The following is a 23,659-nucleotide window of genomic DNA, read 5'->3' as shown; positions in this document are numbered from 1 at the left end:
TGTCAGCATCGCCGCAGCGGCGTGAAGCCGACGTGAATTTCTACTTTTGATCGCTGCAGAAACGCAAACCCTTTGCCAGCAAAGGCGCCGAAGAAGACAGTTGTCGATCAAGGACTTGGAGCAAGGCCGCCAGCCACTCCCGATGTCCGCGGACGGTGTCCGGACGGGGCAGCGAGCCTCACCGAAGCAGCAAGTGCCAGGTCTTGACGTATCTGGTGGCCTGCGACCACCATGGCGAACCACGGCCGTTCCAAACGGACAAGGAGATGCAAGCATGGCACAGATGATCGACTTCCAGCGCCCCGACGGCGGCACGAGCAGCGCCTGGCTGGCCGAGGCCGGCACGGGCCGGCCCGGGCTGATACTGATCCAGGAATGGTGGGGGCTGAACCCGCATATCCGTGAGCTGGCCGAGCGCTTTGCCGCCGCCGGGTTCACGACGCTGGCGCCCGATCTGTATCGCGGCCGCATTGCCAGCAGCGCCGACGAAGCCAATCACCTGATGACGGGGCTGGACTTCGGCGACGCTACTCACCAGGACCTGGCCGGCGCGCTCGGCTATTTGCGGGCGCGCTGCCCCAAGGTCGGCGCAAAAGTGGGCGTCGTGGGCTTCTGCATGGGCGGTGCGCTGACCATCGCGGCCGCCGTGCATCTGCCGGGCCTGGCCGCCGCGTGCTGCTTCTACGGCATCCCGCCGGCCGGGTTCGCCGACCCGGCCAAGATCGCCATCCCGCTGCAAGGCCATTTCGCCGAGCGCGACGACTGGTGCACGCCGGCCACGGTGGACGGCCTGGTCGCCGCACTGAAGGTGCCGGCCGAGATCCACCGCTACCCGGCCGACCATGCCTTCTTCAACGACACGCGGCCCGAGGTGTTCGATGCGGCCAGCGCGCAGCTGGCCTGGCAGCGGACACTGGATTTCCTGGGCCGGACCCTGGCTCAGTAACCTGGCAGGTCCTTGAACTCCAGCGTCTTGTCGCTGAACTGCACCCGCTCGATGCTGCGCACGATGATGACGGCACCGTCGGGGCTGCCGCTCAGTGCATGGGCATCGGGCAGGCTGCCGTTCGGCGCCAGATGACGGTAGGGGCCGTAGGCATTGAGGCGGCCGAGCTGAGCGGCGGTGCTGGGGAAGCCGACGATCAAGGTGTCGCGTGCCAGCCCGCCGTCGACGCGCGAGAGCGTCTTGGCCTGGGTCTTGAGCTCGATCACATCGTCGCCGCTGCCGGCAAAGATGGTGTTGGGCGCACGCGGCTTGCCGGTGATGCGATCGGCGCCGGCGCCGCCGAAGAAAGCCGCATGGGCGTGCGCCGCGTCGGCCCCCTGGCCCAGGGTGGCCAGGTCGATCTGCCGGGGCGCATCGCCGCCGACGCTGGCGCCGGTGGTTTCGATCAGCAGGTCCACCAGGCTTGAGATCGCGCCGCCGCTGGCCTCCACCTTCACGAACACCGCACCGTCGCGCAAGGCCAGCAGCTCGTAGGCCAGCGGATCGTCAAGCGGATGCACCCGGTCCAGCTCGCCCAGGCCGGCATAGAGCTGGTAGCCCGCCGCGTCATAGACCGTCAGATTGCCAGACCACTCATTGCTGCTGGAGAAGCGATAGAAGTGGCCCTGGCTGATCTCGATGCGGTACAGCCCCGAGCCCAGCAGCTTGGCCTGATGGGTCCAGCCATGCGCATTGCCGGCCGGCGCCGCCGCGTAGGCCTTGTCGTCCATGGACCTGACCTTGGCGACATCCGCCTCCTGCAGACGCCACTCGATGTCATAGCCATTGGGCTTGGCGATATAGGGGGAGTGGACGGCCAGGGCCGGCGTTGGCGTTGGCGTTGGCGTTGGCGTTGGCGTGGGTGTTGGCGTGGGCGTGGGTGTGGGTGTGGGTGTGGGTGTGGGTGTTGGTGTCGGTGTCGGTGTCGGTGTCGGTGTCGGTGTCGGTGTCGGTGTCGGTGTCGGTGTCGGAGTTGGAGTTGGAGTTGGAGTTGGAGTTGGGGTGTCTCCTCCCCCGCCACCGCCGCCACAGGCGGTCAGCAAAAGCGCCAGCGCTGCTATCGGCCAGACCCCCGCGCGCGCGGCTTTGCCTGATGTCTGTTTTCTATTGCTCTTCATTGATCGAGTTCTCCCTGATGTTCTTGCTTGTCACTCAGTCGACCTGAGTGCTCGGGCAACGCGGGCGGGCCTGAGAGGGGCGACCGCGATTACCGACGCTTACAAAATACCCGGCCCGCAGTCCTGGTCCTGTCTGGACGCAAGACCTGACCCCAGTCGCCGTTCGGCCCCTACTCCCAGCGCCAGTCCGCCGGCAGCCAACCCTGGCGGAACAGCTCCTGCTGGCGGTGCCAGGCGGGGTCCTGCAGCTTGCAGCGGCCGCCGTCCTCGGGCGCCCAGCTGCAGCCCAGCGGTGTCAGCGCGTCCTTCATGCGCTGGATCAGAGCCGCGTCCAGCGGCGCCTCGGGCGCCATCGTGGGCGCCAGTTGCTGCTTCAGATGGATCAGGCGGTTCAGGGCCTGGGGGGCGATAAAGGACGGGTTGACATAGTCGCCCGAGGGCCCCAGCCGCAGCCCGAAGTGGTTGTCGGTCTTCAGCGGCGGCCTCTCGTTGATCTGCAGGGGAACGTCATCGCTCAGCAAGCCGGTGTTGAGGAAGACATCCACCCAGGCACGATCATGGGCCCAGGGCTCGTGCACTGCGGGCCGCTGCGCCCCGGTGATACCGTCGGCGCTCAAGCGGGTGGCACGGGCGTTGAAGGACTGGGCCCGCACGCGGTGCGGCAGGGCCAGCATGTCCAGCGGAGCGTTGTGCGGCGCCATGTGCTGGCCGGCGGCCTGCACGCCCAGCACCGTCGGGCTCTCGAACAAGGCCGCGTACAAGGGACGATAGGCCAGCATCAAGGCCCGCGCTTCGTCGCTGCTGAGCGCGCTGCCGCAGCCCAGCCCATCCCACATCCTCAGGTTCTGCGCATCGACGCCGCCGGACATGTTCACATAGTCCACACCATGGCGCTGCAATACCGCCTGCAGGCTTTGCGCCGTGCGCTGCACGCCCTGCTCCAGCGCCGCCCAGTCCTTGGCGCAGGCGCTGCTGCGGTTGGCCTTCAGCACCGCCTCGAAGGGGAAGGGATCCAGCAGCACAAAGCCGGCCTGCGGGCTGGCCTCCACCACCATGCTCAGCACGGCCGCGCCGTGAAAGCCGCTCCACTCCGGCCCGACAAAGGATCGCGCTCCCACCAGCGGGGCCAGCGGCCGCAGCCAGTCGGCCGGCACAAAGCTCGGCCGCTGCTGGCCGGCGCCGTCGCGGTACTGGAAGCCATCAATGGCGCGCAGCAGCTCGACGCCCCAGCGCGGCGCCTGCGCAATCACCGGGTCATGGGGTTCGACCAGACCGGTGCTTTCATTCACGCGGTAATAGGCCAGCATGCGCGAGCGGTAGCGCAGCATGGCACTGAAGAACGGTCCGTAATCAATCAGCAGGACGGTCTGGTCGGAGCGCAGCTTGGCGGGCTGGGCCTGGCCGTCGGAGAAGCGGATGTTACGGATCGGCTCGCAGGGGCCGGTCTGGCTCTGGCTGCAGTCGATCGTCTCGATCCTGGCCTTCTGCTCGGCCACGAAAGCATCGACCTGCTGGCGCAGCAGGGCCTTGTCGATACCTGCCGGATCGGTGACCGGCGGCGGCGGGGGTGGCGGGGGCGGCGACACATCGCTGCCGCCCCCGCCGCCGCCGCCGCAGGCACTCAGGATCACGGCCAGCAGGCCGCAGAACAGCAGGCGCGAGCCCGCCCGGGCTTGCGCTGGCCGCGCAGGCTTCAGAACCGACATGGTGACAACTCCTCAGGGTCTCTCAGGGTCTGCCTCTGCCGTCCTGGCGACGGCTCGCGATGCCTACTGGACAGGCTTCCAGTCGGCCGGCAACCAGCCCTGGCGGAACAGCTCCTGCTGCTTGTGCCAGCCTGGGTCCTGCAGCTTGCAGCGACCACCGTCCTCGGGCGCCCAGCTGCAGCCCATCGGCGTCAGCGCAACCTTCATGCGCTGGATCAGGGCCGCATCCAGCGGCGCCTCCGGCGCCATCGTGGGCGCCAGCTGCTGCTTCAGGTGCATCAGGCGATTCAGGGCATGCGACGTCAGCCAGGAGGTCTGGTAGCGCGTATCGGCCGGGAAGAGATCAAGGCCGTAGACGCCGCTGGTCTCCAGCAGGGGCGACTCATTCGAGAGCATCGGTGACTCGCGCTTGAGCAGGCCGTCGTTGAGGAAGACATCGACCCAGCGTCGGTCCGCAGTCCGGGGCTCGTCGACATCCGGGCGTTGCGATCCCGTCACCCCATCGGCCGGCAGCCGGGTATGGCCGGCCCCGAACAGCGACACCCGCACCCGATGCGGCAGTTCCAGCGCATCCAGGCCATGGGTCTGCGGGCTGATGCCCATGCCGGCTGCCTGCACCAGCAGCGTGCCAGGGCTTGTGCCGAGCACCTCCATCCAGGGCCGGAAGGCCATCAGCAGGCGCTCCCGCTCCGCCAGCGTCAGGCTGCCACCGCAGAGCCGCTGGAAGTCGGCCTCGATCACGCGGGTGTCCAGGCCCGCCGACATATTGATGTAATCCACGCCATGGGGCGCCAGCACCGTGGACCGCAGGCTCTGCGCCAACCGGGCGACACCCTGCTCCAGCGCTACGGCGTCCTTGGCGCACAAGGCGGCACGCTGCGAGCTCACAAGGCCGGTGTAGTCCAGCATCACAAAGCCAGCCTGCGGGCTGTTCTCCACCAGGGCGCTGAACACCTTCAGGCCATGGCCGACCCCGTACTTCAAAGAGGCGAAATCGAGTTCGCCGTTGCGAAAGATCAGCTGACCCAGCTCCTGCAGCCAGGCGGCCGGCACAAAGCTCGGCCGCTGGCGCTGCACGCCCCCGGCGTCGGTGAAGCGGTACTGAAAGCCGTCGAGCCCGCGAAGCAGGTCCACGCCCCAGCGCGGCGTCTCGGCAATGACCGGGTCATGCGAATCGACCAGCCCGTTCGCCTCGTTCAGCCGGTAATAGCCCAGCATGCGCGAGCGATCGCGCAGCACGGCGGGGAAGTCGCTGCCGGTGTCGATCAGCAGCACGGTCTGGTCGGCGCGCAGCTTCTCCGGCACGGCCTGGCCTTGGGAGAAGCGGAGCTGGCGCACCGGTTCGCAGTCGCCAAGCTGGCTCGCATGGCAATTCAAAGCCGCTATCCTGGCCTTCTGCTCGGCCACGAAGACATTGACCTGCTGGCGCAGCAAGGCCTTGTCGATGCCCACCGGATCGGTGATCGGCGGCGGCGGCGGTGGCGGGGGCACTGGCGGTTCACCGCCACCGCCGCCGCAAGCGGCCAGCAGGAGCGCTGCGGCGAGCGCGCTCAGCCCTGCTCCGCCGCGTGCGCGGAGACCCTTGTCGTAGCTCATCGAATCATCTCCCTGAATATCTGTCGGGCGCCCTGTCGGCGTCGTCCGGTCTGTGCCGAGACTGAGCCGCAGCCGGATGGACCGGCTGGCGTCGCAGCGATTCTGTGGGGGGAATGATGAGGCCAAGCTGAAGAATTGTTGCCGGCGTGCGCGCAACGCACAACCCTGGCCGGCGCAGGCGCCGCTCAGATTTCCAGTACCACCCGGCCGTCGATGCGGCCCTGCTTCATCGCGGCGAAGATGTGGTTGATGTTCTCGATCTTGTCGCTCGAGTAATGCGCGCTGACCTTGCCCTCGCCGGCGAACTGCAGGGCCTCCTGCAGGTCCAGCCGGGTGCCGACGATGGAGCCGCGCACGGTCTTGGCGTTGAGCACCATATCGAAGATCGGCAGCTCGAAGCCACCCGGTGGCAGGCCGACCAGGGACATGGTGCCGCGCTTGTGCAGCATCGCGAGCCCCTGGGCGAAGGCGCTGCGCGAGACTGCGGTGACCAGCACGCCATGGGCGCCGCGCAGCTGCTTCTGCACCTCGGCCACCGGGTCGCCCGTGGCCGCGTTGAGGCACAGCTCGGCACCGAGCTCGCGGGCCAGCTGCAGCTTGTCCTCGGCCACATCGACGGCGATCACATGAAAGCCCATCGCTTTCGCGTACTGCACCGCCATATGGCCCAGGCCGCCGATGCCCGAGATCGCGACCCAGTCGCCGGGCTTGCAGTCCAGCATCTTCAGGCCCTTGTAGACCGTGACGCCGGCGCACAACACCGGCGCGGCCGGCGCGAAGTCCAGCCCTGCCGGCAGATGGCCGACATAGCCGGGGTCGGCCAGCACGTACTCGGCAAAGCCGCCGTTGACCGTGTAGCCGGTCATCTGCTGGCCGTCGCACAAGGTTTCCCAGCCGCCCAGACAATGCTCGCAATGACCGCAGCTGGTGTGCAGCCAGGGCACACCGACCCGGTCGCCCTCCTTCAGGAACTTGACGCCGGCCCCGACCCGCGCCACATAGCCCGCGCCCTCATGGCCCGGGATGAAGGGCAGGCTGGGCCGGACCGGCCAGTCACCCTCGGCCGCGTGCAGATCGGTGTGGCAGACCCCGCTGGCCACCACCTTGACCAGCACCTGGCCCGGCGGCACCTCGGGCACATCCACCTCATCGACTTCCAGCGGACGGCCGAACTCACGGACCACCGCAGCCTTCATCTTCTCCGTCATGGCAACACTCCTGAGCAAGAGGATCCTGCTCGCCAGTGTCCCTGGCCGTGGTACCGGCCGTCTTGATCTGGATCAGCCCTCCCGCTTGGCCAGCAAGGCCCGCGCGACGCGGGCCACCGGCGGGCGGCCCAGCGCGCTGGAGATGTAGGCGCTGGCATCGACCAGCTTGTCGATGTCGATGCCGGTCTCTATGCCCAGACCGTTGAGCATGAAGAGCACGTCCTCGGTCGCGACATTGCCGGTCGCGCCCTTGGCATAGGGGCAACCGCCCAGGCCCGCTACGCTGGCATCGAATGTATGCACGCCCAGCTCCAGGCAGGCGTAGATATTGCTCAGCGCCTGGCCATAGGTGTCGTGGAAATGGCCGCTGACCTCGACCAGCGGGTAATGCTTGAGCGCCCGCTCCATCGCGGCCTGCACCTTCTTCGGCGTGCCAACGCCGATGGTGTCGGCCACGCCCATATGGTCGACACCGATGCTCTTCATCAACAGCACCACGCGCTCCACCTGGTCGGCGCTGATTTCACCCTCGTACGGGCAGCCCAGCGCGCAGGACAGCGCGCCGCGCACCTTGATGCCGGCCTCGTGCGCGGCAGCCACCACGGGGGCGAAGCGGGCTATGCTCTCGGCGATCGAGCAGTTGATGTTCTTCTGCGAGAAGGCTTCGCTGGCGGCGGCGAACACGACGATCTCGTCGGGCTTGGTCGGCAGCGCGGCTTCCAGACCCTTCATATTCGGCGTCAGCACCGAGTAGCGCACGCCGGGCTTGCGCGTGATCGCCGTCATCACCTCGGCGTTGTCGGCCATCTGCGGCACCCATTTCGGCGAAACGAAGCTGGTGACCTCGATCTCCTTCAGGCCGGCGTCCTGCAGCATGTGCACGAGCGTGGCCTTGTGCTCGGTGGACACCGGCTGCTTCTCGTTCTGCAGGCCGTCGCGCGGGCCGACATCGACGAGGGTGACTCGATTGGGCAGGCTCATTGTGTTTACTCCAGTCGCAAGAGTTCGGCACCATCGCCGACCTGATCGCCGACGGCAAACAGCAGCTCAGCCACCACGCCGTCACGCGGCGCATTGATCGTGTGTTCCATCTTCATCGCCTCCATCACCGCCAGAGCCTGGCCCTTGGTGACGGTGTCGCCGGGCTGGGCCAGGAAGGACACCATCTTGCCGGGCATTGGCGCCGTCAGCCGGCCGGCCTCGGCGGCCCCTTCGCCGGCATGGGCAATCGGGTCGATCTCGGTCAGCAGCGCCGAGCCCTGGGGCGCGAACACCGCCACCTGCTCGCCCAGCGCGTAGGTCTTGACCATCACGCGCTGCTGGTCCAAGCCTTCGCCGAGCAGCAGTTCGTGGCTTTCGAGGCTGGCGGAGTTGACGGCAAAAGCCTGCGCCTGGCCTTCCACGGTCAGCTGCATGCCGCCATGGTGATGGCGCGACAGCAGCACCTCGTGATGGGCATTGCCGGTCTCCAGATCGAAGCGGCGCGCCGAGGCGCCGTACATGCGCCAGCCATCGCGGCGGCTCCAGGGGTCGCTGGTCTGCAGGCTGGCCTCATGGGCCAAGGTATGGGCGACGACGGCCGCTGCGGCGATGGTCAGCGGCAGGCCCGCTTGCTCGAACAGCGCGGCGCGCTCGCGCTCGATCAGGCCGGTGTCCAGATCGGCCTGGGTGAACGAGTCCGTCGAGGCGCAGCGGCGCAGAAAGGCCACATTGGTCTGCAGGCCGACGATGTGCGTGTCGCGCAGCGCCGCATCGAGGCGCGCCAGCGCCTGGGCCCGATCCTCGCCCCAGACAATCAGCTTGGCCACCATCGAGTCGTAGAAGGGGCTGATCGCATCGCCCTCGCCGACGCCCGAGTCGATCCGCACATCGCCGCGCTGGAAGCTGACATGGGCCGGCCAGCGCGCGACGCTCAAGCTGCCTGTGGCCGGCAGGAAACCGGCCTCGGGGTTCTCGGCGCAGATGCGGGCTTCGATCGCATGGCCGTGCATGCGCAGCTGATCCTGCTTCAGCGGCAGTGGCTCGCCCGAGGCCACGCGCAGCTGCCACTCGACCAGATCCTGGCCGGTGATCGCTTCGGTCACCGGATGCTCGACCTGCAGCCGGGTGTTCATCTCCATGAAATAGAAACGCCCGTCCTGCTCACAGATGAACTCCACCGTGCCAGCGCCGACATAGCCCACCGCTTTCGCCGCCGCCACGGCGGCATGGCCCATCTCGGCGCGGCGCTCGGCCGTCATGCCCGGTGCGGGCGCTTCTTCCAGCACCTTCTGGTGGCGGCGCTGCACCGAGCAGTCGCGCTCGAACAGATAGACGCAGTCGCCCTGGGTGTCGCCGAAGACCTGGATCTCGATATGGCGGGGCTTTTGCACATAGCGCTCGATCAGCACCGCATCGTCGCCGAAGCTGTTGATCGCCTCGCGCTTGCAGGAGGCCAAGGCCGCATCGAATTCTTCGGCCTTCAGCACCGCCCGCATGCCCTTGCCACCGCCGCCGGCGCTGGCCTTGATCAGCACCGGAAAACCGATGCGCTCGGCTTCGCGCTTGAGCAAGGCGGGGTCCTGGTCAGCGCCGTGATAACCGGGCACCAGCGGCACACCGGCCGCTTCCATCAGTCGCTTGGACTCCGCCTTCAGGCCCATGGCCTGGATGGCCGAGGCCGGCGGGCCGATGAAGACCAGGCCGGCGTTCTTGCAGGCAGTGGCGAACTCTTCGTTCTCGCTCAGGAAGCCATAGCCCGGATGGACCGCCTCGGCCCCGGTAGCCTTGGCGGCGTCGAGGATGCGCTGCCATTGCAGATAGGAGTCGCGCGGCGCCGGGCCGCCGATCAGCACCGCCTCGTCGCAGGCCTGCACATGCTTGGCGCGGGCGTCGGCCTCGGAGTACACCGCCACGGTCTTTAGCCCCAAGCGACGGGCGGTAGCCGCAACACGGCAGGCGATTTCGCCGCGATTCGCGATCAGGATTTTCTTGAACATGGCAGGTCTCCAGTCATTGCTTGCTTGTTGGCTTGTCGGTCCATGGTCATGAGTCCAGACCATCGGGATTCTTCAGGGACTTCTTGTCCTCGGACGCTAGGCGGCGCTCCACCTTCTTCACATCCTCTGCGGCCGGCAGGCTCTCGGGTCGAATGCCCCGGTCGAGCAGGGTCTTGCGCACGGCTTCGTTATTGGTGACGTGTTCTTGGGAGATGGCGCCCTCACTCGCCATCCGATGCTCACGGGCATTGAAGATCGTGATCTCGGCGGCGAAGTCCTTCGCCTTGAGGACGATGGTGGGCGCGAAGTCGGCCAGCGGCCGGCTCTCGGGGACTTTCCACTGCGCCTTCATCGCCTGCGTGGATTTTCCGAACAGGGCCTGATCGCCCTTGCTACGGATCAGGGCGAAGTCCTGATTGCCGCCCGCTTGCTCGTAGATCACATCCGAGAGTTCCTTTTCGGTGGCGCTGAGCTTTCGGCGTGCCGAGATGCGCTCTGCATCAAGCAGGCGCTGCTCGATGAGCTCCGCCCGCCGAGTCTGGATGGCAAAGTAGGTTTGCGCGAAGGCAATTTCCTGCTTCTTCGGGTCCCCGTTCTGAGCGATCAGGTAGCAGGCGTAACGCGTGAGCATGATGTCGTCCACCTCACGCTGGCTGCCCGAGCCCAACTCGACCATTTTGTTGACGGCAACAAAATGGTCGGACACCGGGTGCCCGGACACTTCGCAAGCGATCCTGGCCTTGGCAATGACGGCACCGAAATTCCGCCATTCCGCATAGCCAAGCAAAAACTGCAGATCGCGACCAAGCCAGTACTCGACCCCGCCGTCGGTTTGCTGCGCGTGGCCTTCAAAGGTACTGGTCAAGGAATGAACGATTTCAGTTTTCATCTTTGACTCCCTGAAGTGTTTCGTCACTCAACAGACCAGCCGTTCGCTCGCCTCAATGCGCCGTGCAAGCCTTGCTTTCACATGCCTCAGCCGACGGCGACGACAACTCCGCCTCGGTCGCGCAGCGCATGCCCAAGCGATCCAGCAGCGCCCTATCCTTCTCCGCCTGCGGATTGCTGGTCGTCAGCAGCTTGTCGCCGTAGAACATCGAGTTGGCGCCGGCCAGGAAACACATCGCCTGCAGCGATTCCGGCATTTCCTCGCGACCGGCCGACAGCCGCACCATCGCCCTCGGCATCGTGATCCGCGCCACCGCGATCGTCCGCACGAACTCGAAGGGGTCCAGCGCGGCGGTGCCGGCCAGCGGCGTGCCTTCGACCTGGACCAGGTTGTTGATCGGCACCGACTCGGGATAGGGGTCCAGATTGGCCAGCTGCACGATCAGGCCGGCGCGCTGGCGGCGGGTTTCGCCCATGCCGACGATGCCGCCGGAGCAAACCTTCAGGCCGACGCCGCGCACGCGGTCCAGCGTGTCGAGCCGGTCCTGGTAGGTGCGGGTCGTGATGATCTGGCCGTAGAACTCGGGGGCGGTGTCGAGGTTGTGGTTGTAATAGTCCAGGCCGGCCTCGCGCAGTTGCTCGGCCTGGCCATCGGCCAGCATGCCGGCGGTCAAGCAGGTCTCCAGACCCATGGCCTTGACCTCGCGCACCATGTCGCCGATCTGCTCCAGATGGCGCTCCTTGGGCGCGCGCCAGGCCGCGCCCATGCAAAAGCGCGTAGCGCCATTGGCCTTGGCGGCACGAGCGGCTTCCAGCACCTCGTCCAAGGGCAGCAGCTTCTCGGCCTTCAGCCCGGTGTCGAAATGGGCCGATTGCGGGCAGTACTTGCAGTCCTCCTCGCAGCCACCGGTCTTGATCGACAAGAGCGTGGACAGCTGCACCGCATTGGCATCGAAATGCTCGCGGTGCACGGTCTGGGCGCGGAACAGCAGATCGTTGAAGGGCAGCTCGAACAGGGCCGCGACCTCGTTGACGGTCCAGGGCTTGGCGTTGCGGCGGTCGGCGTCGGTGGTCGGCGTCAGGGTTTGGATCTGGTTCATAGGGGAAAGTCTTTGAGGTGCGCGGCCACGGCCGCGGGAGTCGGATCGGGAAGCCGAGGCACATGGCCCCAGCAAGGCACTTGCAGGCCGGCCGCCAGCGCCGCGAGATTGTCGGCCACATGACCAAAAGCAGGGTCCACCGTGTTGGCCACCCAGCCAGCCAGCACGAGGCCACGGGCGCGGATGGCTTCGGCCGTCAACAAGGCATGGTTGATGCAGCCCAGCCGCAGGCCGACGACCAGCACGACGGGCAGGGCCAGGTCCACCGCGAGGTCGGCGGTGTCCCAGGCCTCGGTGAGCGGTACGCGAAAGCCGCCGACGCCCTCCACCAAGACCAGATCGGCCTTGGTGGCGGTGCTGCGGATCGCGGCCAGCAGGGCGCCCCGCTCGATGCTGCGGCCCTCCAGCCGCGCAGCGATATGCGGGGCACAGGCGGTGCGCAGCTGCAGCGGGCCCACCTCGTCAAGACTCAGGCCCAGGGTCTGGGCGGCGTGCAGCTGGCTGACGTCCTCGTTGACCCAGCGCCCGTCGGCGTCCTGGCTCTGGCCGGCGGCCAGCGACTTGATAGGCGCGACGCGCCGGCCGGCCTGCTGCCAGGCATGGGTCAGGCCGGCCGTGATCGCGGTCTTGCCGATCTCGGTGTCGGTGCCGGTGATGAAGAAGCCCTTCATTGGATGGCCTCCGCCTCCAGCGCGGTCAGCAGGCGGTCGACATCGGCCGCCGTGTGCGTGGCGCACAAGGTGATGCGCAGCCGCGCCTCGCCCGCGGGCACGGTCGGCGGCCGGATGCCGGGCACGCGCAGGCCCTGGGCCTCCAGCGCCGCCGCCAGCCGCATCACCTCGGCATTGCCGCCGATGATCAGCGGCTGCACGGGGGTGTCGGAGGCAGCCAGGCGCCAACTCAAGCGCGGATGGCTCGCCAGCAATCGGGCCACGCCGCTGCGCAGCCGCGCCTGCAGATCGATCAGCGCCGCGCGGCGTTGCAAGCCGGTCTCGCCCTCGATCAGGTCCAGGCTGGCCTGCAGCGCATGGGCAACAGCCGGCGGCGAGGCGGTCGTGAAGATATAGGTGCGCGCGGCCTGCAGCAGGTACTGGATCACCGTCTCGTGAGCCGCGACGAAGGCGCCGGCCAGGCCGGCGGCTTTGCCCAGGGTGCCGACCACAATCAGCCGCTCGCTGCGCAGCTGGAAATGTTCCAGCGCGCCGCGCCCCCGCTCGCCCAGCACGCCGAAGCCATGGGCATCGTCGACGATCAGCCAGGCATCGAACTGCTCGGCCAAGGCCAGCAACTCCGGCAGCGGCGCGATATCGCCGTCCATGCTGAACACCGCATCGCTGACGATCAGCTTGAGCTTGGCCGTGCTGGCCTGCAGCTGCGCGCGCAGCTCGGCCAGATCGGCGTGGGCATAGCGCCGGGCCTGGGCCTTGGCGAGGCGGCAGCCGTCGATCAAGGAGGCATGGTTCAGCGCATCCGAGAAGATCTCGGCGTCCGCATCACCGAGCGCCGTGATCACCGCCAGATTGGCCATATAGCCGGTGCAGAAGCCCAGCACCTGGGCCTGCGGGATATGCGGCGCGAACCAGCCAGCCAGCCGCTCTTCGAGCTGCTCGTGCGCGATCGAATGGCCGCTGATCAGATGCGAGGCGCCGGCGCCGCCGCCATAGATCTGCGCGCCCTCGGCCAGCGCCGCCGCCAGCCGGGGCTCGGCCGCCAGGCCCAGATAGTCATTGCTGCAGAACATCAACAGCTCGCGCGTGAGGCCGTCGGCGCCGCGCACCAACTGTTTGGCAGCCGTGGGGCTTTGCGCGGCACGCAGGAAGCGGGTCAGGTCCTGTGCGGCGATTGCGGCCAGCTTGGTCTGCAGATGCTCAAGAAGCATGGCTGAGCACCTCATTCAGCGTGGCCTGCACGGCATCGACAAGAAACTGCGCGGTGGGCGCGTCGATCAGATAAGGCGGCATCAGGTAGACGGTGTGGCCGATCGGGCGTATCAGCAGCTCATGGGTGCGCGCGGCCAGGTGGAAGCGCTCGGAAAAACCCGGCCCGGCATCGATCACATCGAAGGCCAGCACCATGCCGCGCTGGCGCTGATTCGCGATGCGCGCATCGGCGGCCAAGGGCGCAAAAGCCTCGGCCAGCAGGGCCGCCTGCTCGCGGTTGCGCACCAGCTGGCCGGCATCGAAACGGTCCAGCACCGCATTGGCCGCCGCACAGGCCAGCGCATTGCCGGTATAGGAATGCGAGTGCAGAAAGCCACGCGAGACGTCCTCGCTCCAGAAGGCCTGGTAGACCTCGTCCGTCGTCAGCACCAGGGACAGCGGCAGCGTGCCACCGGTGATGCCTTTGGAGAGCAGCAGGAAGTCGGGCCAGGGTGCTTCGACTTGCTCCCAGGCAAAGAAGCTGCCGGTGCGCCCGCAGCCGACCGCGATCTCGTCGGCGATCAGGTGCACCTCGAACTCGCTGCACAGCGCGCGCAGGCCGCGCAGATAGGCCGGCTCGTGCATCACCATGCCGGCTGCGCCCTGGATCAGCGGCTCGACGATGACGGCGGCGATATGGTCGTGGCGCGCTTCGAGCAGGGCCCGCATCGCGGCCAGCGCCTGGGCCTCGTTGTTCAATCGGCTGTCGGGCGATTCGACGATGTGGGCGCGCATCAACAGCGGGTCGTAGGCGTCGCGGAAGATCGCCACATCGGTGACGGCCAGCGCGCCGATGGTCTCGCCGTGATAGCCGTTCTTCAGGCAGACGAACTCGCGTTTCTCGGTGCGGCCGCGGTTGCGCCAGCTGTGAAAACTCTGCTTCAGCGCGATCTCGACGGAGCTGGCTCCGTCGCTGCCGAAGCACACATGGCCCAGGGCGCCACCGGTGCGCGCGCTCAGGCGCTCGGCCAGCCGCACGGCCGGCTCATGGGTGCAGCCGGCCAGCATCACATGGGGCAAGGTGTCGAGCTGCGCCTTGATCGCGGTGTTCAGACCCGCATCGGAGTGGCCGAAGAGATTGACCCACCAGGAAGAGCAGGCATCGAAATAGCGCCGGCCCTGGTGATCAAACAGCCAGGCGCCCTCGCCACGCGCCATCGGCAGCGGCGGCAGCTTGGCGGCCCGCGCCATCTGCGTGCAGGGGTGCCAGATGCTGCCGAGGCTGCGGCGCTGCCAGTCTTCTTGTACTGCCAAAGACATTGGAGTCAGTTCAGCCACGAGGGCTTGCTCTTGTTCAGAAAGCTCTGCACGCCCTCGCGCCCCTCGGCGCTGGCGCGAATGTCGGCGATGCGGCGTGCGGTGTCGTCGCGCAGCGCCGGCGTGATCGGCTCATGGGCCAGGTCTTGCACCAGCTTCTTGCAGGCGCGCACGGCGGCCGGGCCGTTGGCGATCAAGGCCACCGACAAGGCATCGACCTTCTCGTCCAGCGTGTCGGCCGTCGCCAGCTCATGGACCAGGCCCAGGCGCTGCGCCTCGGTGGCCGAGAAGCGCTCGGCGGTGAGGAAATAGCGCCGCGAGGCCTGTTCGCCCAAGGCCCGCACGACGTAGGGGCCGATGGTGGCCGGCAGCAGGCCGAGCTTGGCCTCGGACAGGCAGAAGCCCGCCGTGTCGGCCGCGACGACGATGTCGCAGACCGACACCAGGCCGACGCCGCCGGCATAAACATCGCCCTGCACCCGCGCGATCACCGGCACCGGGCAGCTGTAGATGGTCCACAGCATCTCGGCCAGCAGGCGAGCATCGGCATGGTTCTCGTCCCAGCTGAAGCCGGCCATGGACTTCATCCAGTTCAGGTCGGCGCCGGCGCAGAAGGCCTTGCCCTCGGCAGCCAGCACGATGGCGCGCAGCGTCGTGTCCTGCCCCAGGGCCGCAAAGGCCGCCGTCAGCTCGGCGATCAGGAGCTCGTTGAAAGCGTTCCGCACCTCGGGGCGGTTCAAGGTCACGCGCGCGACATGGCCTTCGCGGCGGATATGCAGGGTGTTCGTCATCATGGCTCTCCGAGTGTCTTGACCATCAGCACGCTGGCGTAGGTCTTGCCGTCCCATTGCACCTCGCCGACCTGGGCGTAGCCGCGCTTGGCATAGCGGCGCTGCAGATGCTCGGCCGGCTTGGCGGTGTCCAGCGCCACATGGGCAAAGCCGCGCTCGACGGCCCATGCCTCGGCGGCGTCCATCAGGCGTTCGCCCAGGCCCTGACCTTGCACCGCCGGGTCGACCGCGAACTGCGACAGGATGGCCGTGTCCTCGCGCAGGTACCAGGGCGTGTCCAGGCTCCAGGCGTCCTGCTCGGGCCGGTAGGGACCGCGCATATTGACCGTGCCTACCAGCTGCCCTGCGGCCTCGGCCACCAGGCAACCGCTACCGGCCACCCGCTTGGCGGTCAGCTCGACGCTCTGGTCCACCGCGGTGAAGTTCCAGCCCTGCGCGCCCAGCGAGGCGTAGGCCTTGTGCAGCAAGGCGGTCAGGCGCTCGATCGAGTCGCCGGCGGCCAGCGGCCTGATCGTGATGTGCGTTGTCGTGTTCATCAATGGGTCCAAACCTTGAGCCCGCGCCGCGCCTCCAGCGCGTCGAAATCGCGGTCCTTGTGCAGCAGCGCGTAGTCGTTTTCGATGCAGAAGGCGGCCACCAGCACATCGATGCCGCTGCGCACCGTGTAGCCGCTGGCGCGCAGATCGCGGTAATGCTGGACGGCGGCCAGGGCCGTGTCCTCGCCGCCGCAGATCTCGATGCTGAGACCCTGCATCAGCAGGCTGGCCTGGCGCAGATCGCGCTCATGCCGGAAGCCGCGCAAGACCTCGAACAGCACCAGATCGGGAACGACGATGCGCACCTCGCCATGGTCCAGCAGCTGGGCCAGCTGATCGACGGCCGCATTCCTGTGGCCAGCGAAGAAGTCGATCCAGACGCTCGAATCAACGACCAGCACGGCGCGCCTTCCCCGGCGCCGGTTCGCGCGCCAGCAAGGCTTTATCGGGTTCTGCGGGTGCGGTCGTCCAGTCGATGCTGTCGTCGCCTTCCCACTGGAGCTTGCCGCGCCATTTGAGGATCTCGCGATAGGCCGACTGGCGCGCCAACAGGCGCAAGCCCGCCTCGACCGCCTCCTTCTTGGTCTTGAAGGGGCCTGCCTGCAAGGCCTTGGCCATCAAATCGTCATCAATCTCGATATTGGTGCGCATGATGTGTACCTTCAGTTGATTTCACACACATCATACACTTTACATCCGGAACACGCCGAACTTCGTCTCGGCAATCGGCGCATTCAGCGCCGCCGACAGACCAAGGGCCAGCACGCGACGGGTGTCGGCCGGGTCGATCACACCGTCGTCCCACAGTCGCGCCGAGGCGTAATAAGGATGCCCCTGATCCTCGTACTGCTGGCGGATCGGCGCCTTGAAAGCCTCTTCCTCCTCGGACGACCAACTGCCGCCCTTGGCCTCGATGCCGTCGCGCTTGACCGTGGCCAGCACGCTGGCAGCCTGATCGCCGCCCATCACCGAGATGCGCGCGTTGGGCCACATCCACAGGAAGCGCGGGCTGTAGGCGCGGCCGCACATGCCGTAATTGCCGGCCCCGAACGAGCCGCCGATGATGATGGTGAACTTGGGCACCGCAGCACAGGCCACCGCCGTCACCATCTTGGCGCCGGCGCGGGCAATGCCCTCGTTCTCGTACTTGCGGCCCACCATGAAGCCGGTGATGTTCTGCAGAAAGACCAGCGGGATCTTGCGCTGGCAGCACAGCTCGATGAAGTGCGCGCCCTTGTTGGCGCTCTCGGCAAACAGGATGCCGTTGTTGGCGACGATGCCCACCGGCATGCCCTCGATATGGGCGAAGCCGCAGACCAGGGTGGCGCCGTAACGGGCCTTGAACTCATCGAACTCCGAGCCGTCGACCACGCGGGCGATCACCTCGCGCACATCGAAGGGCTTGCGGGTGTCGGTCGGGATCACGCCGTGCAGCTCGGCCGCGTCGAACAGCGGCGCGCGCGGCGTCTGGGTCAGCAGCTGACCTTGCTTGCGCCAGTTCAGCGCCGCCACCGACTGGCGCGCCAGGGCTAGCGCATGGGTGTCGTCATTGGCCAGATGGTCGGCCACGCCGGACAGCCGCGTGTGCACATCGCCGCCGCCCAGGTCTTCGGCGGTGACGACCTCGCCGGTCGCAGCCTTCACCAGCGGCGGGCCGCCCAGAAAAATCGTGCCCTGGTTCTTGACGATGATGGTTTCGTCGCTCATCGCCGGCACATAGGCGCCGCCGGCCGTGCAAGAGCCCATCACGACGGCGATCTGCGGCACGCCCTGGGCGCTCAGATTGGCCTGGTTGAAAAAGATCCGCCCGAAATGGTCGCGGTCCGGGAACACCTCGTCCTGGTTGGGCAGATTGGCGCCGCCGCTGTCCACCAGATAGATGCAGGGCAGGCGGTTCTGCTGCGCGATCTCCTGCGCCCGCAGATGCTTCTTGACCGTGATCGGGTAATAAGTGCCGCCCTTGACGGTGGCGTCGTTGCAGACGATCAGGCATTCGACGCCCGAGACCCGGCCGATGCCGGCAATCATGCCGCCGCCCGGTGCCGCGTTGTCGTACATATTCAGGCCGGCCAGCGGGGCGATCTCCAGAAAGGGGGTGCCGGGGTCCAGCAGCATCTCGACCCGCTGGCGCGGCAGCAGCTTGCCCCGAGCGGTGTGCTTGGCGCGGGCCGCCTCGCCGCCGCCCTGGGCGATCTGCTCCAGCCGCACGCTGAGATCGGCGATGACGCCGCGCATCGCCTCGGCATTGGCCTTGAAATCCGCCGAACGGGCGTTGAGCTTGGTGGTGAGGACGGCCATCTTGTCTCCAGAGCGGCCCGCCTCAGCACAAATTCTGAGTCAGGCTCAATTCATGTTTTTGCAGCTTCTCAAGAAGCTGCGAGAGCGCGAGAATAGTTCAGAGCGGGCACTCGCGCAAGCAGGCTTGAGCTTTACTCAAGAATTGCGCACAATCGCGCCACGATGAACACTGCCACCCTGCCCGCCCAACGCCGCGCCCCCGCCAGCGCCAAGGCCGAGCAGCGCGTGCGCGACATTCTGCGCGTCGGTCGCGCGGTGTTCGCTGAGGCAGGCTACGAGCGCACGACCACCACCGAGATCGCCCAGCGCCTGGGCATCTCCGAAGCCACCGTCTTCACCTATTTCCGCAGCAAGCGCGATCTGTGCATGCGGGTCATCGGCGACTGGTACGACGAGATCATCGGCGCGATCGAGGCCGGCCTGCCGCGCGAGCAGCCGGTGCGCCAGCAGCTGGAGTTCGTCGTCCACACCCATCTGCGCCTGTTCCTGATCCAGGGCACGGGGCTGTGCGCGCTGGTGCTGTCGGAAGGCCGCACCAAGAGCGTCGCCGGCCAGGAACTCGGCGAGGCCTTCACCGCCCTGCAGCGCCGCTACACCGCGCCGCTGATGGATCTGCTGGCGCGCGGCCAGGCCAGCGGCGAGGTGCGCCGCGACATCTCCTTGCGCATGCTCCGCTCGCTGGTGTTCGGGCCGATGGAGCACCTCCTCTGGGAAGCCATCACGGTGCAGCGACCGATCGACATCGAGGCCAGCGCCCGCGATCTGGTGGCCCTGCTGTGGCCGGCGCTGCAGGCACCGGATCAGGAACTGCAGCAACTGCGGCGGCTACGGCAGGATTTGCAGGACGCACTGGCCAAGACCTGAGCGGAATGCCGCTCGGAAAAGGAAAGGCCGGGCAAGCCCGGCCTTCTCGCTCATCCTGATCGACCGGCAAGCCGGTCGATCAAGCCCTCATCACCAGAAGGTGTACTCGGCCGTCAGGCGGAGCATGCGGCCCTGCACGTCCTCGCGATCCTGCGGGATGATGCCGCCCACGCCAAAGGCGCGATAGTTGGTGGACGGACGCTCATCCAGCAGATTGCGCACATTGGCACTCAGCTTGAGCGCCTTGGTGACGTCGTAGCTGACGTTGTAGTCCAGCCGGGACTCCGGCGCCACGATGCACTGCGCCTCGGTCAGGCCCTTGGTCTTCGCGCAGTCCTCGACGGTCCAGGCCGGCGCATTGAAGTCATCGTTCAACAGGCGGCTGGACGTGAAGTGCAGGCTCAGGACCTGGCTGAACTTGCCCAGGTTGTGACTGACCGCCATCTTGGACTTCCAGCGCGGATAGTCATAGCGCCCGGCCAGATTGTCGCCATAGCCCTTGCGCGAAGCCACCCAGGCACGGTACGAGATCACATAGGTGGCCTCGGCATCCAGGCCCAGCTTGCCGATCGGCGTGTTGCCCTGGGTCTTGAAACTCACGTCCACGCCGCTGGTCTTGGTGCTGAACAGGTTCTCGAACTGCGCCACGACCGAGGCCAGGCGACCCGCCGTCACGCCGTACTTGGCCCGGGCCGCAGCGTCGAAGTAGGCATCGTTCTCCAGCGGCAGGCGATTGACAACGCCGGGGGCCAGCGTGTCCTCAATGCTCAGCAGGTCATTGGTGCTCTTGCGGCCGATCTCGCTCTTGCGCTCGATGATCCAGTAGTCCGCCGTCAGCGCCACATCGCGGGCGGGCGAGAAGGCGGCACCGAAGGTCAGACTCTTGCTGGTCTCGGGCTTCAGCTTGGGGTTGTGCGCCACGATGCTGGCCACGCCAACCCGGCACTCACCCGTCACGCTGTCCGCCTGCGCGGTGAGCAACTGCTTGTTGCTGTCGCCAGCCGGCAAGGCCGCCGCCTGGGCCTTCAGATCGCGCGAGTAAGCGGTGGCCTGAGCGCAGCGCTTGGGATCGTTGATGTTGTTATTGAAGGCAAACTTGGTCGAGGGGGCGTTCTCGGTCAGGTTGGGCGCGCGGAAACCGGTCTCCAAGGTGCCGCGCAGCAGCACCTCCTTGTTGGGCTGGAAGCGCAGGCTCAGCTTGGGCGACACGTGAGCACTGAAGCCGGGGAACTTGTCGATGCGCGCTGCCGCCTGCATCTCCAACTGCTTGCTCAGCGGCAGGCTGACTTCGCCGAACACCGCGCCATAGTTGCGGCTGGCATCGGCACGTACCGAGCCATAGCCGACGATGTCGCCGCGCTCCAGGCCACCACGCGGGCCGATGTCCACCTCTTCGCGGCGCAGCTCGAAACCGCTGGCGAAGCCGATGGCGCCGCCGGTCCACTGACCCAGTTCGCCGCTGAGCTTGCCGTCCAGGAAGTACTGCTTGGTCGTGGCGCTGTAGCCGAAGACCGGGAACAGCTTGTTGAGCACGTCGGCACTGTTGGCCTGGCCGAGCTTGTAGCCATTGGGCTTGTTGAAGAAGTCGGCATCCAGCACCGGCTTGGTGTAGTCGCCGATCACCTCCTTGAACCCGTCAACGCTGAAAGAGCCGCGCTGGTCGGACGTGGTCTTGCCGCCCATCACACCGACGGCGGTTTCCCAGTCATAGCCGGCAAACGTCCCCTTCAGGCCCGCCAGTGCGCGGTACTGATCGGTCGTCGCCACCTTGCTGCTGCCCGCATCATTGAAGCGATAGCGGAAGGCCGCTTCGGCGCCGGTGTTGTTCAGCGGGTGGCCGGCCGGCAGACCGCGCGGCGTGAAGGATTTCAGCCCGTTGGTCTGCGGGTCGCCCCAGACCGTCGGAGCGATGCCGTCACCATAGGCATCGTAGGCACTCTGATAGCTGGTCTTGGTGCGCGAGAACAGCAGCTCCGAGAAGCCCTCCAGCGTATCGCTGATCAGCAGCCGGCCCGACACCAGGGCGGTCACGCGGTCGGAAGCCGGCGTGGCCTCGAAGCGTTCATAACGGTCGTACTGGCACAGCCCCGAGACGATCTGCGCCGGCGGGCAGTTGGTCGCCGGAACGAGGGCGATCTTGCCGTCCGCGCCCCTGCGGCGGAAGTTGCCGGGCCAGGAATAGGACGAGGGCGTGCCAAAGCCCGAGGAGTAGGTGCGATAGGCCGGGTTCACATCATCCAGCACCTCGTTCCACATCACGCCATTGCGGGTGTAGACATCCAGATTGGCCAGCACATTGAAGCGGTCCTTGTTCAGACTGCCGAAGCCGCCGGTGATGGTGGCGCTGCGGTCGTTGAACTGCGAGTTCTTCAGCGAACTCTGCCCCGTCACCTTGGCGATCAGGCCTTCATAGTCACTGCGGGTGACGATATTGATCACGCCGGCCACCGCGTCCGAACCGTAGATGGCTGCGCCCCCGGTCTTCAGGATCTCGATGCGCTCCACCGCTTCCAGCGGCAGGCTGTCGATATTGGTGAAGGTCTGGTTGTAGTCGGCCAGCGGATAGGGCGCGACGCGGCGGAAGTTCAGCAGGGTCAGGGTCGACTGCTTGCCCAGATTGCGCAGCGATGCAGACGAGGCACCGCCGGCAAAGCTGTTGCTGCCGCTCAGGTCGCTCAGGCTGGTGGTGCTGGCCGCCAGCTGCCTGATCAGCTCCTGCACCGTGGCAGCACCGGAGGCCTTGATCTCCTCGCGGCGCAACACCTGCACCGGCGCGGCGCCCTCGGCATCCACCCGCTTGATGCGGCTGCCGGTCACCTCAACGCGCTCCAGTGCGGTGGGTTCGGCGGCATGGATATTGAAACAGGCCAGGGCGCTGGCCATGGCGACTCCGGTCAGTGCCCATTGGGCCCGACGCTGGGTAGAACGAGACATTGTGAGATCCCCTCAGGGGCGGTCGGCACGGCACCCACCGGGTGCGTCCGTCGCCCTATGATTGTTTGAAGTGTTGTGCCGCTCCCAGGCCCTTGAGGCGTCAGCCTTGAGGGCCTGAAAACGGAGCCTCATTTTGTCAGCCGCATCAAAGCCAAGCCCTGTTCGGCCGGCGAATTGATGCACAGACACAACAAACCCAGCACAAACCCTTAGCTCATTCAAGGCCGGCCACAATCGCGGACAGCAAGTCCTGCGTTGAGGCCGGCAGCGGCAGACCCGGGGTCAGGTCATCCACCTGGGTGGCAGCGAGAGGTGAGCAAACATGAAGCTGGCCGACGGCATACGCAAGCACGGATTCAAGCGCTGGTACGAGCGCGAGCTGCTGAGCGGCCATGCCCATCTGGGGCTGGCTTTTTTGAGCGCGATCGGCTTGATGGCAGCCTTCGAGGGCTTCTTCACCTTCCACAGCCTGGCCGACAAGCTGATGGACGTGGCCAGCATCGCGCTGTGCGGCCTGGCCGGTGTCTGGGCCTTGCGCCGCTACCTCTATTTGCTGGCTCATGCGGAGCACATCGCCCACCAGGCCGAATGCCCCGGCTGCGGCAGCTATGCGCGCTTCGTGCTGGTGGGCGCCGACAGCCACGGGCTGAAGGTGCGCTGCCGCCAGTGCGAGCGCGTCTGGCTGATCAGCGAGTAAGCCGCCTTCCGATAACATCTGCCGCCAAGAGCGCCGTCCGCGCGCTCAGGGGGCGCCAGATGACATCGCGAAGCGACACATGGCTATGGCCGGCGGCGGCCGTGCTGGCCGCGGCGGCCTTGCCGCTGCAGGCACAGACGGCCCAGGCCCACTGGAACTACCGCATCCAGCCGGGCGACACCTTGATCGGCCTGACCGAGACCTATCTCGACGGCAAGCACAGTTGGCGCGATCTGCAGCGCCTGAACAAGGTGGCCGATCCGCTGAAGCTGCCGCCCGGCGGCACGCTGCGCCTGCCGATCACCTGGCTGCAGCGCGAGGCCAGCGTGGCCCGTGTGCTGTTCACCCAGGGCGACGCCAGCCTGCTGCGCCCACCCAGCCCGGCCGCAGCGCTGAGCGCCGGCACCGAGCTGCGCGCCGGCGACCAGCTGCGCACCGGCGCCCAATCGTCGATCAGCCTGCGCTTTGTCGATGGCTCGCGCCTGCTGATCGCGCCGGACAGCCGCCTGACGCTGGAGCAGCTGCTGGTCTATGGCCGCAGCGCGCTGCCGGCCATGCAGCTGCGCCTCGATCAGGGCGGCGCCGACAGCCGCGTCCAGCCCGATGCCGCGCAGCCGCCGCGCTACGAGATGCGCACGCCCAGCGTCAATCTTGGCGTGCGCGGCACCGAGTTCCGCGTGCAGCTGGGCGCGGCCGGCCAGACCCGGGTTCAGGTGCTCAGCGGCGCGGTGGCCGCCGACCGGCAGACGCTGAAGGCCGGCCAGGGCGCGCTCGCCCAGCCCGG

General features: G+C 67.2%; 21 protein-coding genes. 4 read left to right on the top strand and 17 right to left on the bottom strand.

Annotation, left to right across the window (positions count from 1 at the left end):
* Positions 1-274: 274 nt before the first annotated feature.
* Positions 275-946 (top strand): dienelactone hydrolase family protein, encoded by a 672-nt coding sequence (locus PO768_RS04885; RefSeq protein WP_272645147.1) that lies wholly within the window; start codon positions 275-277, stop codon positions 944-946.
* Here the strand turns inward: PO768_RS04885 and PO768_RS04880 are convergent.
* From PO768_RS04880 to PO768_RS04805, 16 genes are all read right to left on the bottom strand, one after another.
* The gene (locus PO768_RS04880; RefSeq protein WP_272645146.1) at positions 940-2,103 is read right to left on the bottom strand and encodes a hypothetical protein; all 1,164 of its coding nucleotides are present in this window, start codon (positions 2,101-2,103) and stop codon (positions 940-942) included. The genes PO768_RS04885 and PO768_RS04880 overlap by 7 nt on opposite strands.
* 170 nt (positions 2,104-2,273) lie before the next feature.
* Positions 2,274-3,809, bottom strand: a complete 1,536-nt coding sequence (locus PO768_RS04875) for a hypothetical protein (protein ID WP_272645145.1) — start codon at positions 3,807-3,809, stop codon at positions 2,274-2,276.
* A gap of 63 nt (positions 3,810-3,872) precedes the next feature.
* Positions 3,873-5,405 (bottom strand): hypothetical protein, encoded by a 1,533-nt coding sequence (locus PO768_RS04870; protein ID WP_272645144.1) that lies wholly within the window; start codon positions 5,403-5,405, stop codon positions 3,873-3,875.
* A 185-nt stretch (positions 5,406-5,590) separates the two neighbouring features.
* The gene (gene adhP / locus PO768_RS04865; RefSeq protein WP_272645143.1) at positions 5,591-6,613 is read right to left on the bottom strand and encodes an alcohol dehydrogenase AdhP; all 1,023 of its coding nucleotides are present in this window, start codon (positions 6,611-6,613) and stop codon (positions 5,591-5,593) included.
* 72 nt (positions 6,614-6,685) lie between these two features.
* The gene (locus PO768_RS04860; RefSeq protein ID WP_272645142.1) at positions 6,686-7,594 is read right to left on the bottom strand and encodes a hydroxymethylglutaryl-CoA lyase; all 909 of its coding nucleotides are present in this window, start codon (positions 7,592-7,594) and stop codon (positions 6,686-6,688) included.
* A gap of 5 nt (positions 7,595-7,599) precedes the next feature.
* Positions 7,600-9,591: an acetyl/propionyl/methylcrotonyl-CoA carboxylase subunit alpha gene (locus PO768_RS04855; RefSeq protein ID WP_272645141.1), complete on the bottom strand. Its 1,992-nt coding sequence runs from the start codon at positions 9,589-9,591 to the stop codon at positions 7,600-7,602.
* 46 nt (positions 9,592-9,637) lie between these two features.
* The gene (gene dinD, locus PO768_RS04850) at positions 9,638-10,480 is read right to left on the bottom strand and encodes a DNA damage-inducible protein D (RefSeq protein ID WP_272645140.1); all 843 of its coding nucleotides are present in this window, start codon (positions 10,478-10,480) and stop codon (positions 9,638-9,640) included.
* Between the two features lie 52 nt (positions 10,481-10,532).
* On the bottom strand, positions 10,533-11,579 hold the full coding sequence (bioB, locus tag PO768_RS04845; RefSeq protein ID WP_137941355.1) for a biotin synthase BioB: 1,047 nt from the start codon (positions 11,577-11,579) through the stop codon (positions 10,533-10,535).
* Entirely contained in the window at positions 11,576-12,250 is a 675-nt protein-coding gene (gene bioD, locus PO768_RS04840) for a dethiobiotin synthase (protein ID WP_272645139.1), read from the bottom strand. The genes bioB and bioD overlap by 4 nt, the downstream gene beginning before the upstream one ends.
* A complete protein-coding gene (bioF, locus tag PO768_RS04835; protein ID WP_272645138.1) occupies positions 12,247-13,458 on the bottom strand; it encodes an 8-amino-7-oxononanoate synthase in 1,212 nt (403 codons plus the stop codon). Before bioF ends, bioD begins: the two co-directional genes overlap by 4 nt.
* Positions 13,448-14,758: an adenosylmethionine--8-amino-7-oxononanoate transaminase gene (gene bioA / locus PO768_RS04830; protein WP_272645137.1), complete on the bottom strand. Its 1,311-nt coding sequence runs from the start codon at positions 14,756-14,758 to the stop codon at positions 13,448-13,450. The genes bioF and bioA overlap by 11 nt, the downstream gene beginning before the upstream one ends.
* A gap of 5 nt (positions 14,759-14,763) precedes the next feature.
* Entirely contained in the window at positions 14,764-15,549 is a 786-nt protein-coding gene (locus PO768_RS04825) for an enoyl-CoA hydratase/isomerase family protein (protein WP_137941352.1), read from the bottom strand.
* The gene (locus PO768_RS04820) at positions 15,546-16,082 is read right to left on the bottom strand and encodes a GNAT family N-acetyltransferase (protein WP_272645136.1); all 537 of its coding nucleotides are present in this window, start codon (positions 16,080-16,082) and stop codon (positions 15,546-15,548) included. Before PO768_RS04820 ends, PO768_RS04825 begins: the two co-directional genes overlap by 4 nt.
* Entirely contained in the window at positions 16,082-16,483 is a 402-nt protein-coding gene (gene vapC, locus PO768_RS04815; RefSeq protein ID WP_272645135.1) for a type II toxin-antitoxin system VapC family toxin, read from the bottom strand. The genes PO768_RS04820 and vapC overlap by 1 nt, the downstream gene beginning before the upstream one ends.
* On the bottom strand, positions 16,470-16,733 hold the full coding sequence (locus tag PO768_RS04810) for a type II toxin-antitoxin system VapB family antitoxin (RefSeq protein ID WP_272645134.1): 264 nt from the start codon (positions 16,731-16,733) through the stop codon (positions 16,470-16,472). The genes vapC and PO768_RS04810 overlap by 14 nt, the downstream gene beginning before the upstream one ends.
* 39 nt (positions 16,734-16,772) lie before the next feature.
* Complete coding sequence (locus PO768_RS04805; protein WP_272645133.1) at positions 16,773-18,380, bottom strand: carboxyl transferase domain-containing protein; 1,608 nt, start codon at positions 18,378-18,380, stop codon at positions 16,773-16,775.
* 162 nt (positions 18,381-18,542) lie between these two features.
* On the opposite strand from PO768_RS04805, the gene PO768_RS04800 reads away from it, so the two are divergent.
* The gene (locus tag PO768_RS04800) at positions 18,543-19,244 is read left to right on the top strand and encodes a TetR/AcrR family transcriptional regulator (RefSeq protein WP_272645132.1); all 702 of its coding nucleotides are present in this window, start codon (positions 18,543-18,545) and stop codon (positions 19,242-19,244) included.
* Between the two features lie 90 nt (positions 19,245-19,334).
* Here PO768_RS04800 and PO768_RS04795 read toward each other — a convergent pair whose 3' ends face one another.
* Positions 19,335-22,178: a TonB-dependent receptor domain-containing protein gene (locus PO768_RS04795; protein ID WP_272645131.1), complete on the bottom strand. Its 2,844-nt coding sequence runs from the start codon at positions 22,176-22,178 to the stop codon at positions 19,335-19,337.
* 322 nt (positions 22,179-22,500) lie between these two features.
* Between PO768_RS04795 and PO768_RS04790 the strand changes: the two genes are divergently transcribed.
* Both PO768_RS04790 and PO768_RS04785 read left to right on the top strand, forming a co-directional pair.
* Positions 22,501-22,875 carry a hypothetical protein gene (locus PO768_RS04790; RefSeq protein ID WP_272645130.1) on the top strand — a complete coding sequence of 125 codons (375 nt, stop codon included), beginning with the start codon at positions 22,501-22,503 and terminating at the stop codon, positions 22,873-22,875.
* Positions 22,876-22,934: 59 nt separating this feature from the next.
* Positions 22,935-23,659, top strand: a 725-nt coding sequence (locus tag PO768_RS04785) for a FecR family protein (protein WP_272645129.1), incomplete at its 3' end; no start/stop codon positions are given.

It is taken from the genome of Paucibacter sp. XJ19-41 (assembly GCF_028462495.1).
In the GTDB taxonomy this organism is placed as follows: domain Bacteria; phylum Pseudomonadota; class Gammaproteobacteria; order Burkholderiales; family Burkholderiaceae_C; genus Roseateles_E.
This window is presented reverse-complemented; position numbering and strand designations above follow the sequence as displayed.

Excerpts from the sequence above, each read along its gene's own strand:
- bioD (WP_272645139.1), bottom strand. The coding sequence starts at position 12,250 with ATGAAGGGCTTCTTCATCACCGGCACCGACACCGAGATCGGCAAGACC.
- bioF (WP_272645138.1), bottom strand. The coding sequence starts at position 13,458 with ATGCTTCTTGAGCATCTGCAGACCAAGCTGGCCGCAATCGCCGCACAG.
- PO768_RS04825 (WP_137941352.1), bottom strand. The coding sequence starts at position 15,549 with ATGATGACGAACACCCTGCATATCCGCCGCGAAGGCCATGTCGCGCGC.
- dinD (WP_272645140.1), bottom strand. The coding sequence starts at position 10,480 with ATGAAAACTGAAATCGTTCATTCCTTGACCAGTACCTTTGAAGGCCAC.
- PO768_RS04800 (WP_272645132.1), top strand. The coding sequence starts at position 18,543 with ATGAACACTGCCACCCTGCCCGCCCAACGCCGCGCCCCCGCCAGCGCC.
- PO768_RS04820 (WP_272645136.1), bottom strand. The coding sequence starts at position 16,082 with ATGAACACGACAACGCACATCACGATCAGGCCGCTGGCCGCCGGCGAC.
- PO768_RS04855 (WP_272645141.1), bottom strand. The coding sequence starts at position 9,591 with ATGTTCAAGAAAATCCTGATCGCGAATCGCGGCGAAATCGCCTGCCGT.
- PO768_RS04880 (WP_272645146.1), bottom strand. The coding sequence starts at position 2,103 with ATGAAGAGCAATAGAAAACAGACATCAGGCAAAGCCGCGCGCGCGGGG.
- PO768_RS04790 (WP_272645130.1), top strand. The coding sequence starts at position 22,501 with ATGAAGCTGGCCGACGGCATACGCAAGCACGGATTCAAGCGCTGGTAC.
- bioB (WP_137941355.1), bottom strand. The coding sequence starts at position 11,579 with ATGAACCAGATCCAAACCCTGACGCCGACCACCGACGCCGACCGCCGC.
- PO768_RS04870 (WP_272645144.1), bottom strand. The coding sequence starts at position 5,405 with ATGAGCTACGACAAGGGTCTCCGCGCACGCGGCGGAGCAGGGCTGAGC.
- PO768_RS04805 (WP_272645133.1), bottom strand. The coding sequence starts at position 18,380 with ATGGCCGTCCTCACCACCAAGCTCAACGCCCGTTCGGCGGATTTCAAG.
- adhP (WP_272645143.1), bottom strand. The coding sequence starts at position 6,613 with ATGACGGAGAAGATGAAGGCTGCGGTGGTCCGTGAGTTCGGCCGTCCG.
- PO768_RS04795 (WP_272645131.1), bottom strand. The coding sequence starts at position 22,178 with ATGTCTCGTTCTACCCAGCGTCGGGCCCAATGGGCACTGACCGGAGTC.
- bioA (WP_272645137.1), bottom strand. The coding sequence starts at position 14,758 with ATGTCTTTGGCAGTACAAGAAGACTGGCAGCGCCGCAGCCTCGGCAGC.
- PO768_RS04810 (WP_272645134.1), bottom strand. The coding sequence starts at position 16,733 with ATGCGCACCAATATCGAGATTGATGACGATTTGATGGCCAAGGCCTTG.
- PO768_RS04885 (WP_272645147.1), top strand. The coding sequence starts at position 275 with ATGGCACAGATGATCGACTTCCAGCGCCCCGACGGCGGCACGAGCAGC.
- PO768_RS04875 (WP_272645145.1), bottom strand. The coding sequence starts at position 3,809 with ATGTCGGTTCTGAAGCCTGCGCGGCCAGCGCAAGCCCGGGCGGGCTCG.
- PO768_RS04860 (WP_272645142.1), bottom strand. The coding sequence starts at position 7,594 with ATGAGCCTGCCCAATCGAGTCACCCTCGTCGATGTCGGCCCGCGCGAC.